Here is a 13,093-nt window from a genome sequence, read left to right on the forward strand (position 1 = left end):
GAGAAAGGAATATTATGAAGTCAATCGAACTGCAGTATGGTCTCTGTCAGTATAAGCCGTGCGCTTGGTGTACGAGCACGCTGTGCGGATTGGCTCGGCCCAGTTTCCTACTTGCTGTAAAATAGGATTTGTGGGCAGCCTCACACGGAAATGTATCACCTGATTACTTGATCTCGCCGTTCCACAGTAACACTACAATCCAAGGTTGCTTCTACTTCCGCAACATGAACACTACGGCTTTTGAAGGGGGCTAGAGACTATGGACAATTCTTCATGATGTTTTCATGATTTCTTCATGGACCCTTCATGCTCTTAGAATAAGTTACAGATGTAGAAGAAAAATTAGCACATGATTTCTTTTCGCATGCTTAATCCAGAAATAAAAGGCGAATAACGACATGCCGTTATATAAAACCTACGGTATCCGCTTGTGTTGTTTGATCGTGTTTGCTGTGTTCACATTGGCTCTTGATGCCTGTGGATTGCACCGGACGGTTCTGCTTGAGATGGAGAAGCAAGAACGTCTCGCGCCACAGAAACAACGTGAGAAGGCTTTGGCTCAGATCATACAGAAGGAGCAAGAAGCTCTTGCGGCTCAGAAACCTCTTAGGGTAGGCGAGATAATTCCCCACATGTACGGGCAGGCACTCCTCCAAGGTACGTGGATGGGCAGTGCCTGTAATGAGCGATTCACCATTGAAATCGAACTTGCTACCGCCGGTCATGAGGCTCCTTTCAGTAGGTATGTCGAGCCGGCTGAGGTCGTGGGAACTTTCAGGGCTATTGATCATTCAATACAGTCAGAACTTCACATGATCGAGACGGGACTAAAGGGAGCCTTCAATTATCGTGACGGAGTTCTGAGTATTGAGGCCACGCCAAGACCCGTTATTCCAACAAAAGAGGAAATGGAAGAGGAATACCGCTTACGTGACAACGCCGCAGTGGATATAAAACTTGTTTCACATGAACTGCAGTACGGTTCACGTGGACCATGGGGTATAGAGAATGTGGAGCAGGCGGAAAGGAACAGGAAGGTGTTGGCGGAACTTAAGACGCGGGAGTCACTCCGGCGAAAAGCGATGGCAGAGGAATATGCAGCAAGGGTCGCCGCCGCCAAAGCGGAGCTCGTACCATTCCAATTCTACGTGGCTCGAGATTCGGAAGGGAAGGGTTGGGCAGGCACCATTGATGGCCCGCACTTCGAACGGTGCGAAATTCGTCTCGCGAGTAGACAAGGAATTACAACCGACAAGTTGTCACCCATTACTGGTCAGATCGCACTGAAACGTGCCAAGAATCAGAATTAGGGTTGAAATTGTCGGGTCGCCAGGATACCGGCTCATCTTGCCTCAAAGTATGTCAAGAAGAAGATGTTTCATCCTGCTATTCGAAGGGCATGCGTGACTACGCCATATTGGGCAATGCGATTGCCAATTGCCCGGTTCATCTTTTCGGATATTCAAGGTGGTGGACAATACACTTTGGCTTCCCAACTGATCTGCCGTATGCCTTGCCGACCCCCTCTTCTGTCCACTCGAACTTAATCTGTAGCACGCTCGCGGTTCTGTCGGAATAATAATTGCTGTACAGAACTCGCACTTCCTGCGAATCGCTTAAGGCGAGCCCTTTCGTCGTGGCCTCTATGAAGAGAATTGTGCTGCGTGGATTCAGGATCTCTCTCGTGCTCCGTCGCTCATGTCTACTCTTCACTGCTTTGATTCTCGTTTTTGGATCCTTTCCCCTTACAGATGTAGAGGCCGAAGAAGAACCAAGTCCTATTGTTCATCAGTTCGAGCCTATTCCCAGAGAAGCGGAGAAGATGACAGTGAGGCGGCTCCTGTCGGAAGTGCTGAGGCTGCGTTTCAATGGCTACCTTCAAGGCTCATATTCGCAGAACTTCAACAGTCCGTCCAATCGTATTAATCAACTCCGCATCTTCGACGTCAACTCCAATGAGTTTCGTCCGAACGTGGTCCAGTTGCAGGTAGAGCGGCCATTGAATATAGGTGGTTCAACTCTCGATCAACTCGGCTTTCGCGTTAAATTCAACGCGGGGCGCAATTCGGATTTTATTGGGGGAATGAATCTGAGTACTTGGGCCGACTTTCAGGAAGTCTATGTCAATTATATGGCTCCCCTCGGTCATGGGCTTGAGCTGGCAATCGGACAGTTTAATGCTCTGGTCGGCTATGAACAGGTGGGCAATCCGTACAGCCCGAACTACTCACGGTCCTATCTGTATTTGGGTCAGCCCTTTACGACCGGCGGAATCTCCGCTACGTACGAGTTCAATAAACAGGTATCGCTGTCGATCAGGGCGCTTTCTTATATCAACGCGGCACAAGCAGGTATACATCACGATCCGATGGTGGAATATCTGCTGATGGTCAATCCTTCTGAAAGAGTGAAAATCATGCTCTATGGGTTGTTCGGGCCGAGAGTCGGAGCACCAGGCACGCCGGGAGGGATGCTCATGCTGACCGGCGGGTATGCGAGCTGGCAGCTTGCAACCCAGACATGGGCGGTCGTTGAAGCTTATTACGCAAATCAAGCCAACAGCAGCATGATCAGCTCAGGTCAAAATGCGCGCTGGGAGGGGATGGCAGCCTATCTATTTCATGACTTCACGAACAAATGGGGCATGCGTTTACGAGGGGAAATTTTCGAAGACGCGGGAGGTTTGGTAACCTGTCAGGGAACGACGGCCTATCAACCGAGAGCCAACGTTTGCTTCGGCGCCACATCAGGAGCACCGTCCGCGGCCATTGCACAGACCCTGTGGGAATTTACCCTCACACTTGAGTATAGACCGTTGCCGTCGCTGAGAACGAGACTCGAATACAGGTATGACAAATCCGATCACAATGTCTTTCAACTCGGCGACCGAGCAACAAGCTACCAGCCGACCCTCTCGCTCGATTTCGTATATCTCTTCTGACGAGCGGGAACCGCACATGCTGGAGGTGGTGTGAGATATTCCACCTCCTGGCCTTTTATCAATACTGGTCAAGCACAGCCGTATCAGCCTGTGTTACACCCCGGCAGAATGAGTATGTTTGCCACCCTGCCTCTCGCTGGAGGGCAAAGATTTATCGCCGTCATATGCCAGGCAGAAGGTTCGTTCCTCAGGAGGATGATATCCCATGGGGCCTCCATAATAAGAAAATTCCGCCGCCTCCAATTCTCGGGTATTCCAGATGTGGAGACACTGCGCCTGAAGGTGCGGCACCACTCTCGGAGCTCCACCGATCATTTCTGTACCGCCCTTGTCGGTCATTCCGATAACGACAAGTTTGTTGCCTCTTTGCAACATGCTGGGCTCTGGAAAGCCGTTGAAGGAAATCGCGTACCAGAATGCGTCTCCTCGTTCGGCGCTCTTAGAACTATATGCCGGATGGTTCTCGATGGGCTGCTCCTCGACAAGGAGCACGACACCTTCCGGTTTTCGAATAACTTCTATGATTTCTCCCCCCAATTCCACTTTATGTGAAACAAAGCCTGCGTTCGACGGATGATAGGTTTGCGCCTGCCAAGCAGCGACGTCAAAAGTATGCGTTTCAAGGTTGTTCATAATCTCGGGAGGAAACCTCGGTGTGGTTGTGCAGGCCTCCAACAACACACACATTGCAAACAATCCGATCATGCGCATGGCGAATCTTCTCCTTCTATCGGCATTCCAAAAAACAATACTCGGTGAGAGTGCACCGACCATCGACACCAATGATCTTCCTTTCCCTTGATCTGTAAACGATCATATCGCTCTGATATGAATCGTTCATGATGACATCGTGAAAAAATCTTCACAATAAATCCTGCATAAGCAGTCCACGGTCTGAGTTTTGTGATCCTTGCTATGACGTCTCGCCGGCTGCCTGCCGCAATCGGAAAGTGGGCATTCTTCAAACATGTTCCAAACGTACTGTGTCCGCTGTAAACAAACAGGAACCTGGTATCTGGATAGTGCGAGTTGGAATCCCCCACCGGTTCACGCAGAAGAGCGGTCTCTTATCCAATGATCGGTTCTGACGTACCTCCCACGCCGAAAATCCAGCCGTGAATTACAAAGGCTATACCATTCAGCCCGCCCCTCGGTTTCTTGGTGTGAATCGAATGTATTCATTTCCTGGTCAACGGAGGACGAGCAGGATGACCGTCATTTCGTGAGGACTGGTCGATATACGACATTCGAAGAAGCTACGGCCCAATGCATTGCTTATGGCCAACTCATCATAGATGGCAAGATTCCTGGCTCTTCGGTTAAATGAGTCTTCTCGCGGATCGGAAAGCGCCACCGGAAAGATACGATCAAGGGGACCTTGATGGCGATCGCGGGAGAGTAGAATCGTAAGCTAGAAATATACCGTGGATTAGCGTGAGTTAAATAACGAGGTAGCGCTAAAGGAAAGGTAGAAGGAAGATGTGTCAGTCGGGTTGGACCAACAAGTGGAATGAATAATTGCTGAAAAACCGCGTTCTAGGAACAGCGACACGGATTTTAGCCACATGGCAGTAATGCTCAAAGAAGCGAAACTCCTACTGCCATTGAAGTGGAGCCATGACCGGAAAATCTGATTAGGCCCCCTATCAGGGATCAAGGCCCGCTTGGTAGATGATAATACGTGATCATATCCTTTCGTCCACAATTGTCGCACGCACCTGCTTGTGTGATCGCCCCACGCCTGCGGAGGCTGGCCCAGTAAAATAATATCTCCATTTCACTCTTAAGTGCTATGAACGACAACCTTTCGCGACATCTCGAACAGTACTTAGCCGTCATAGTCATGATTGCGGACTCCTTTCACGCTCAGGATGGTCATGTCATGTGATGCAGTCGTCCTCAGCTCCTGTCAATCAGATCAAGGATGGGCTCAGTTCACCCTCTGCAAGGTGATCGTATGGTCCTGTTCTGTCACATAGGCTTTGACCACGTCGCCGGCTTCCACATTATCCAATTTGGTAGTATTGTCGACATGGATCCTTTCTATTCCACCATCGATGCCATCGATGAAGAAATACTCACCCGCTTTTCTCATTAAGATGCCGGTGATCGTATCCTTCTTCACATGCTCCTTGGTGGTAGGCCTAACTTCTTTCCCCGCCATAGGATCGGATGAATCGGGATCAGCTGCGAATGTCACGCCGATTCCGAAGCACAACAGTCCAACCGTCAGCATCGAGCATAGTCGTGTTTTCATAAAACCTCCCTAAGTATTAGGTCATTGCGCATAGGAGAATCCCATCGAGAACTGGACCTTTGCCAATTGTTCACTTAAGAGACTATCGCGCAGGAATACCAAGAGGAACTCGTAAATTCCGAAGAAGACAAAAGGAATATTACGAAGTCAATCGAAGTGCAGCATGGTCTCGCATTTCAAAATAAGTCGTGCACTTGCGGTGCATAGATGCACCCACTTGGGTCAAAAGGAGCACCTGATAGTCGAACTAGAAACGCCTAATCTTGCTGGAATTGTTGAACTGCTCACTAAGGCGTAAGACTTTTGAAACATGCACTCCCTGCTGAGCCAGCATTTACCGGACAAGATTCCTAAACGAAGAGGAATTGAATCCACTCCAGAGTGTCATGGCTCTGCAAGATTGGGATCTGGTAGCGTTCGCGATCGAAACCGGACTTCGGCAGGGTGACAGTTTTCTCTCCGCTGGGACTGCGTAGATCTTACTGTCCAATGAGTTACTCGTTGAACTCAACAAGCGACTTGCTCATCAGACTACACTTCCGTCTGAATACGACGTGGTCTTCTATTTAGGCACGTTGCAGCGCATTATTGGTCTCGAATGCATCGCGTTTCTGGAACATATTCGGTCTGCCTTTCTGCCAGCTTCCGAATTCGCACGGGAACAGGTTTCGGAAACGTTGTCGTTCCTCCATGAATTACTGGAACGTTTGGAAACGATTGACCGTGACAATCCGTCCTAATCCTTCGTTGCAGAGAACTGAGGAAGGTCCGTGTTGAGGCAGCCAGGGCTCGAATCTCTATCGTACATGCGAAGGCATCGCTTCCCCATGTATGAAATCCGTTGGGGACACTATCTCCGCAGACAGAGACGAAGAGTTAAGTCGTCAACTATGGACAGTTGTCAACTTCGTTTTTCGATCTGTCACTAGATCGCAAGTGCGGCGACGCACACCCGCATTGTTTGATGTCATTAAGGACCCAAGATCTTTCATAAGCTCAGCTCATTGTTACCGCAGATTATCTCAATGGTAAGTGGTGAGACCTGGCTTCTCACATATACTTCAGAATAATCGTAACTTTTTCTTTTCCAATTTCGCGGGAGTATGTGGAAAGGGAAGACGGTCGGTCTACATCCGGAACCTGTAGACTTTTGACCTGCCTAGTCCCTCATGATTCTTCCGTAAGTTTGCATAGTCAGGAAATGACTTGACCTTTTCCGGTGTCTGCATAATAAACTGCCTGCTTGTCTGAACCGTCATGACTGGTCCCCGGCATACCGCAAGCAGCATGCCGGGAGGGTGTGAATTTGACCAGCGTGTGTTTCCTGCAGCCCTTTCTACAGGACTTTGAGCGGGTCCTACCCCGTTCAAAGTTTTGCCTTAGAAAGTACGAAAACGCGCCTTCAGCGCCGCGATTCCTTTATGACTGGGTGGTAGTGATATTGGTACTGATACGGGTTTGGGTATCTGGTACCGGTGATGATAAAGATAGGAGTATTGGTTTTCTTTCATTTGGCGACTTTTCTTTCTTTGCGGTTCAGTCATTGTCCGGCTCGCACTTCGATCAACGAATCGATGACGGAGTAATGCCATGCCACATCTCGCTCCCTGCCGTCATGACCTGTTGTGACTGTCCTTACGCGTGCGAGAAACACCTTTCCTCGAAAGATCTTGGTCGTAAGGCGATCGCGCCGGCTTGGCCGCTTCCCGGCTGCGATCGACCACTGCTGAAGATATTTGCTCGAAAGCGAGAAGCGTCCATTTGAAGGAATAGTGGCTGCCATGAATAGGAGTTGACCGAAATAGTCTCCAGTTTGGACGACGTGAAAGTACGGAAAACTCTACTTCTTCCCCAAAGCTTCTTTTTCTGAGCGCGAACGAATCCGACTTCATAATATCCGTCTGGAATATGCGGGGGCACATCGATCTGACACTCTGGCTCGATATCAGTATCTTCGTCATCCACGACCGGTTCATTCGCTTCAGCGCGATTGAGGGACACCGTCTTTAGTCTTGATGCCATTGTAATTTGATTACGCGGCATCATCGGGCAACCTGTCATCGGGCAATGCAATAGAGATAGGTTCGCGCCGTTCGCCCAACACGCGCTCGATCTCTGATTCCGGAATCACCACGCACCTGCCAGCCTTATGGTAGGCGATCTCCCGTCTGGCAATCTTCTTTCTCACGGTTGCTTGGGCAAGCCCGGTACGACTAGCAAACTCCGGCACTCGGATGTGGCGTTCGATGATCGTCCCCATATCTCCTCCTTGTTCTTAATGATGATGGTCTTGACTGTCAGACTCCATGTAGCTCAATATGTGTCATAATATATATAGATTAATGTGACACATCGTGTTAGATAAAGAATCGAACATATTATGACACGCATTCCATTAAGCCCAGAAGTGCGCTTTCTTCGTATCCCGACAAAATGGGAAATGGATTTCGATAAAAAAGGGGCTCCTCAAGTGGTGAGGCCTACATTACTGGATGCCGTCGCTGGTAACCTGGATGGTTGGGAAATCAGGAATCGGTTTTTGAGATTGCGTCACACGGAGTCTGCGGCTTTGGATTTTCTCCATGACATAGGCATTTGGGATACATATGCGCTCTCCGATAGGCGGCGTCTGATGCCTACGTCTGTGTTTCTTGATGGCCCCTTAGGACTTTGGGATTTGCAGGAAAGATGGCGTAGAAGACTAGCAACACCTAAAAGATTGAAGAGCCTTTTTACACCTCCAACAACAGAGAACCGGTTAGACGCCAGCGATCCATTCTTCGAACTCTCGTTTGGAAATCCATTCTTTGAGCTCACTTTCCGAGTTGAGTGGCAAGCGAATCAGCCAATCGGAGTCATAGAAACCATATCCGGAATTCAACTGCTCAAGGCGACATTGCTCATTGATTTGATGCGCTGTGCCAACTTTAGAATCTGCGCTCGTCCTGATTGTGGAATTCCCTTCAGCGTCACGTCGAATCACGAAAAGAAATACTGCGAATGGTATTGTGGACATATCGAATCGGTGAGACGGCGGCGCGAAGAGGGGAGGCATCAACGAAAGGATCCACGAGATGGCAAGAAAAGGCGGTCGAGATAAGGGGATTTTTCAGCGAAAAGATCGAGCCGGCTGGTGGGTACAGGTCTTCATTAATGGCAGGGCGAAGACTTTCAAGTGCGACACTAAGAGCCAGGCCAAGGTTCTCCATGGCCGACTTCGTGCAGAAATCCGAGAGAAGAGATTCTTTCCTGAACAGTTCGAGAATAAGAAGGACATTACAGTCCGTGCCTGGATTCGACGCTATCTCGAAGGGTGTTCGAATCGGGGAATAGGGAATGAAGAACGATATGGCCGACGCTGGTCGCTCTTGCTAGGTAGAAGACTCCTTCAAGAAATCACAACTGAAGAACTCCGCCGCATTCAGATGAGCATGCGCGCTCGCCGGTTGCGACTGGAGACCCTGAGCAAACGTGGGAAGAAGCCTAAAAGCAGAGGGTGGAGTGATGCAACGATCAACCGTCACTTTTCTTTTCTCCGTCATGTCCTCATGATTGCGGTGAAGGAGGGCTGGATTTCAAGGAATCCTGTCAGCGGAATTCGGTTTTTCCCCGAAGTTAACCGTACAAGATTTTTAAATGAAGAGGAATTGATCAGGCTCCGGGGTGTCATGGTTCCGCAGGATTGGAATGTTGTGGCGTTAGCGATTGAAACCGGACTTCGGCAGGGTGAACAATTTACGCTCCGATGGGACTGCGTAGATCTTGAAAATGGGGTACTCACCATTCCAATGCCGAAAGGCGGGCGGACTAGGCATGTTCCGTTAAGCGGAGGGGCGAAAGAGATTCTTTGCTCACTCGAAAGCTTCCTGTCGTCCCCCTTCGTCTTCCCTGGGCTTCGAGGGAAAAACCATTCCATGGACCCAAGGGCGTTTGAACGACGCGCGTATGAACCGGCGCTTCGGAAAGCGGGGATACGAGGCGTATGCTGGTACACCCTTCGTCATACGGCTGCAAGCCGCCGTATTATGGCAGGGGTGGACCTTGTGACCGTGAAAGAGATCATGGGCCACAGGGATATCGAAACTACCTTGCGATATGCCCACCTAGCTCCCGGGCATCTAAAAGATGGTGTGAATCGAGGGAGCCTCTTTCAGGTAGATGGGAAAAATGAAACCGGAACCTTAACCAGAACCATAACCAAGCAAGAGAGTGTAAAGGGAGAAGGGGTGGAACCTATTGATTTAGTGGTGCGCCCGACAGGACTTGAACCTGTAACCCCCAGATCCGTAGTCTGGTGCTCTATCCATTGAGCTACGGGCGCATGCCTACCCACTGCTGCGGTATGAGTCCTGAGGTACAGGGCCAGCTTGAGGACGATGGTGACGGATGGATTCTCGTCTCAGCACTCAGCGCTTCTGTCTCAGCACGTACCAGAGGGAGTGGTTATACAGTTCCGGGAGAGAAGGGGTCAAGTGAGGATCGGTCCAAATCCGGATCATCGGCAGATGGCAGGTACTGAAACAACTTGGGGGCTCCCTACTGAGTAGGAAGCCCCCAAGCATACTAGGAACCAAGAAGCAGGTGCTTACTTGCCGCCCTTCTTGTCCTTTTCCTCACCGTAGGTGTCGGCATGGCCGCCCTTCTTCTCTTCCTTCTTGTCGCCGAAGGTCTCGTCAAGCTTGCCGCCCTTCTTGTCCTTCTCTTCACCGTAGACCACCACGTGGCCGCTCTTCTTCTCTTCCTTCTTCTCGCCGGCGAACGCAGGCGCGCTGAAGGTGACCGCCACTGCCACTGCCATGACTGCCATCAACATGCTCTTCATTATGAGATACCCCCTGTAAGATAGTTGTAAAAATGTGTGCCATTCGTCGGCACTTGGATAAACACTTCAGCAAGGGTAGTGCCGTTCCGATCTATTCACAACATGAAACATAGTCTCCTGAGGAATCAGTGGGTTACAAAATTCTTCTCATAAAAGCGCGAATGGATTTCCCTACAGAATGCTGTAGCAGAATGGCAGTCGCTTGACTAAACCGCCTCATTGAGAGTGTTGAGCTAGGTGATGCCTAGGCCGTGAACCTGTTCAGATTTGTCCAAAGTACGGCTTGAGGATGAAATGGAAAATGGAGAGATGGAATGTCGTTGTAATGCGACCAGGCTGTGAGGGGTAAGCAGCGCCCGGTCTCATCCGCCCGAAATCACCGGTCGGATTTCGATCTGATCCTTGTCGGAAAGCATCTCGTCCTCGGTCACCAGTTCATCGCCACGAATGACTAAGTGCGCTTCGACGACGAGATTCAAGTCGCGCAGGAGCTCCTTGACTCGTTTGGGACCCTTGATTTCGATCGACCGGGACGGGTGATTCAGGTGTACGTGCATAGGCAGATCATAATCGGTATAGAGATCGGGGGGCAAGAGGTCTGGAGAAACGAGAGAGAAAGCTCACAATCTCAGGAAGAACAATGCGTGCTAGCGCGAAGGTGAAAGTTTGATCTTTGCGTAGTTGAGGCCTTCTTCCAACGTGGCGAATGTCCCGTCCAGTTGGGCTTCGTAGCAGTCATCGAGCAGCCGGCCCATGTCGGGACCCGGTTGGACTCCCAATTCCAACAGGTGTCGGCCCATCACAAGAGGAGTAGGAGTCCGACAGTCGACCTCCAACTGTTTTGCTCTGGTCATCAACCACTCGCCCGCGGGAAACCCGTCAAACGGTTTTGGCGGACGGCCTGCGTGGTCGGCCCGTGCGACCCGCACCAAACGATCGATACGTTTGACCTGTCTGGCGAGTCGGCGAACCGCGCTGTCCGATGCCTTCGCATCAAAAAGCGCGCTGGGGCGGAGATGGTAACTTACCAGAGGGAGCACCTCGTCGATCACGTCCTGCCGGTTCGTCAGCCGCTCCAGAAAGCGTCGCGTCGGAACTTCTCCTTCCGATTCATGTCCGCGTGAGGTTACGCGCCCATACTCCTCAATGGTCGTGTGCGGTTTGCCGAAGTCATGACAGAGTATGCCTAATCCGACGATCAGGTCGTCCTCTTCATCGCCGGTTCGCTCCGCAGCGAACCAATCCAAACAGTGCAGGGTGTGAATCCAGACGTCGCCTTCCGGGTGCCATGCGGGATCTTGTGGACAGTCCTGAAGCGCCGCGAGCTCCGGATAGAAGCGGAGCCACCCGCACTGCCGCAAGATATGCAGGCCTCTCGACGGCTTGACGCCTTGGAGCAAGAGTTTCTTCCATTCCTCCCAGAGCCGTTCGCTCGGTTGTCCGTCTTGAGACAGAGTTTGGCACAGGGCCACAGTCTCCGGTGCAACGGTCAATTCAAAGCGTGCGGATAGCTGCATCCCGCGTAGGACTCGCAGTGGATCCTCGACAAACCGGGGTCCCACGTGGCGCAGGATGTGCGCGCCAAGGTCACTGCGACCGTTGAACGGATCGCGAAGCTCCGTAGTATCCGGGTCCCAGGCCATGGCATTGATGGTGAAGTCGCGTCGCGCAAGCGCTTCGTCGATCGGCATGCCGGGATCGGCCTGTCGTGCGAGGCCAGGGCCGGTTGTGCCGTCGACGAGTGGACGGGAGGGAATGGAAATGTCTATCGGCAGACCCTGCAGCTTGAACACCTCGAAGGCTTTTCCGACGAACTGGACGCAGAAGTGTTCCGCGAGTACCGCGTGGACTTGACCGGGGGGGAGGCCGGTAATTTCGATGTCCAGATCGCGGGGACGTCGGCCGAGGACGAGATCGCGTACACAACCGCCAACCAACCAGGTTCTCCCGCCCCCGCGACGGACCGCTTGTTCGATACGGCGAAGAGTCCCCGCCAGCGCGGGGTCTTCAAGACGAAAACGCGTCGGCACCTAAATCCCTGCTTCGCGGAGAAACTTTGCGGCTTCTTCCGGCGACACCGGATTGATGTAAAAGCCCGTGCCCCATTCGAAGCCGGCAACCTGCGTCAGCTTGGGGATGATCTCCAGATGCCAGTGGTAGTACTCGCCGGTCTTTTCATGGAGTGGGGAGCTATGAAGGATGAAGTTATAGGAGGGGCGTGCCAGGACCTTGTCCATGCGCCGGAGCGATTCCGACAGGATGGGGGCCAGAAATTCGAACTGCGACTTTTGGCTCTCCTCAAAATAGGCGGCATGGCGTTTGGGAAGAATCCACATTTCGAACGGGAAGCGTGGCGCGAACGGGGTCATGCAGATGAACTCAGGATTCTCGGCAACAATACGATCTCCATCGGAGAGGTCTTGCCGGAGGATGTCGCAGTAGATGCAGCGCTCCTTCTGCTGGTAGTGGGTGCGACATCCATCGAGCTCTTCCTGTACGTTGGTCGGGACGATCGGCAAGGCGATCAGCTGGGAATGGCTATGTTCCAGGGTGGCGCCGGCGGAGGCGCCGTGGTTCTTGAAAATAAGAATGTAGCGGAAGCGCAGGTCCTTTCTGAGGTCGAGGATCCGGTCGCGATAAGCCCACAGCATGTCCTCGATTTTCTTGGCCGGAAGATCGGCGAGGCCTTCGACGTGGTTGGGCGTTTCAATGATGACTTCATGGGCGCCGACCCCGTTCATACGGTCATACAAACCGACACCTTCCCGCCCCATGTCCCCTTCGACCTGCAGCGCGGGGAATTTGTTCGGGACGACGCGCACCGTCCAGTTCGGAGAGTTGGGAGCGGCCGGTTGCGGCCGATAGGCCATGATTTCCTTCGGCGTGAGCCGCTCCTGTCCGGGGCAAAAGGGACAGAGGGCCATGGAAATCGGTCGGGCCGGCTGGAGCTTGATAAAGTCGTGCGGGCGGCCGTTCCGTTCGGTGGAAATGATCACCCAGCGACCGACAATGGGATCACGTCTCAGATCTGGCATGATGGCTCCATAAGATTCACAGAGTCCGAGTGGTCAGT

11 protein-coding genes, 1 tRNA gene and 1 pseudogene are annotated in these 13,093 nt (G+C 51.8%); 4 read left to right on the plus strand and 9 right to left on the minus strand.

Annotated elements, in window-relative coordinates:
* Window positions 1-398 precede the first annotated feature (398 nt).
* Both H8K03_18870 and H8K03_18875 read left to right on the plus strand, forming a co-directional pair.
* Window positions 399-1,310 carry a hypothetical protein gene (locus tag H8K03_18870; GenBank protein UVT19821.1) on the plus strand — a complete coding sequence of 304 codons (912 nt, stop codon included), beginning with the start codon at window positions 399-401 and terminating at the stop codon, window positions 1,308-1,310.
* A gap of 512 nt (window positions 1,311-1,822) precedes the next feature.
* Window positions 1,823-2,941 carry an outer membrane beta-barrel protein gene (locus H8K03_18875; GenBank protein ID UVT19822.1) on the plus strand — a complete coding sequence of 373 codons (1,119 nt, stop codon included), beginning with the start codon at window positions 1,823-1,825 and terminating at the stop codon, window positions 2,939-2,941.
* 93 nt (window positions 2,942-3,034) lie between these two features.
* On the opposite strand, the gene H8K03_18880 is transcribed toward H8K03_18875, so the two are convergent.
* From H8K03_18880 to H8K03_18895, 4 genes are all read right to left on the minus strand, one after another.
* Window positions 3,035-3,652: a Slp family lipoprotein gene (locus H8K03_18880; GenBank protein UVT19823.1), complete on the minus strand. Its 618-nt coding sequence runs from the start codon at window positions 3,650-3,652 to the stop codon at window positions 3,035-3,037.
* Window positions 3,653-4,871: 1,219 nt separating this feature from the next.
* Window positions 4,872-5,198: a hypothetical protein gene (locus tag H8K03_18885; GenBank protein UVT19824.1), complete on the minus strand. Its 327-nt coding sequence runs from the start codon at window positions 5,196-5,198 to the stop codon at window positions 4,872-4,874.
* A 1,540-nt stretch (window positions 5,199-6,738) separates the two neighbouring features.
* Complete coding sequence (locus H8K03_18890) at window positions 6,739-6,981, minus strand: hypothetical protein (GenBank protein ID UVT19825.1); 243 nt, start codon at window positions 6,979-6,981, stop codon at window positions 6,739-6,741.
* Window positions 6,982-7,230: 249 nt separating this feature from the next.
* Window positions 7,231-7,458, minus strand: coding sequence for a helix-turn-helix domain-containing protein (locus H8K03_18895; GenBank protein UVT19826.1), 228 nt, complete (start codon window positions 7,456-7,458; stop codon window positions 7,231-7,233).
* 120 nt (window positions 7,459-7,578) lie between these two features.
* Here H8K03_18895 and H8K03_18900 point away from each other — a divergent pair, with 120 nt between their 5' ends.
* Complete coding sequence (locus H8K03_18900; GenBank protein ID UVT19827.1) at window positions 7,579-8,298, plus strand: hypothetical protein; 720 nt, start codon at window positions 7,579-7,581, stop codon at window positions 8,296-8,298.
* A gap of 448 nt (window positions 8,299-8,746) precedes the next feature.
* A pseudogene (locus H8K03_18905) lies at window positions 8,747-9,307 on the plus strand (site-specific integrase).
* A 136-nt stretch (window positions 9,308-9,443) separates the two neighbouring features.
* Here H8K03_18905 and H8K03_18910 read toward each other — a convergent pair.
* The 5 genes from H8K03_18910 to galT form a co-directional block, all read right to left on the minus strand.
* A tRNA-Arg gene (locus tag H8K03_18910) sits at window positions 9,444-9,519 on the minus strand.
* A gap of 264 nt (window positions 9,520-9,783) precedes the next feature.
* Window positions 9,784-10,020: a hypothetical protein gene (locus H8K03_18915; GenBank protein ID UVT19828.1), complete on the minus strand. Its 237-nt coding sequence runs from the start codon at window positions 10,018-10,020 to the stop codon at window positions 9,784-9,786.
* 362 nt (window positions 10,021-10,382) lie between these two features.
* Window positions 10,383-10,577: a MoaD/ThiS family protein gene (locus H8K03_18920; protein UVT19829.1), complete on the minus strand. Its 195-nt coding sequence runs from the start codon at window positions 10,575-10,577 to the stop codon at window positions 10,383-10,385.
* 90 nt (window positions 10,578-10,667) lie between these two features.
* Entirely contained in the window at window positions 10,668-11,996 is a 1,329-nt protein-coding gene (locus tag H8K03_18925) for an HD domain-containing protein (GenBank protein ID UVT22546.1), read from the minus strand.
* Between the two features lie 54 nt (window positions 11,997-12,050).
* Window positions 12,051-13,055 carry a galactose-1-phosphate uridylyltransferase gene (gene galT / locus H8K03_18930; protein ID UVT19830.1) on the minus strand — a complete coding sequence of 335 codons (1,005 nt, stop codon included), beginning with the start codon at window positions 13,053-13,055 and terminating at the stop codon, window positions 12,051-12,053.
* Between the last annotated feature and the right edge of the window lie 38 nt (window positions 13,056-13,093).

Origin of the sequence: Nitrospira sp. (assembly GCA_024760545.1) — a bacterium.
In the GTDB taxonomy this organism is placed as follows: domain Bacteria; phylum Nitrospirota; class Nitrospiria; order Nitrospirales; family Nitrospiraceae; genus Nitrospira_D.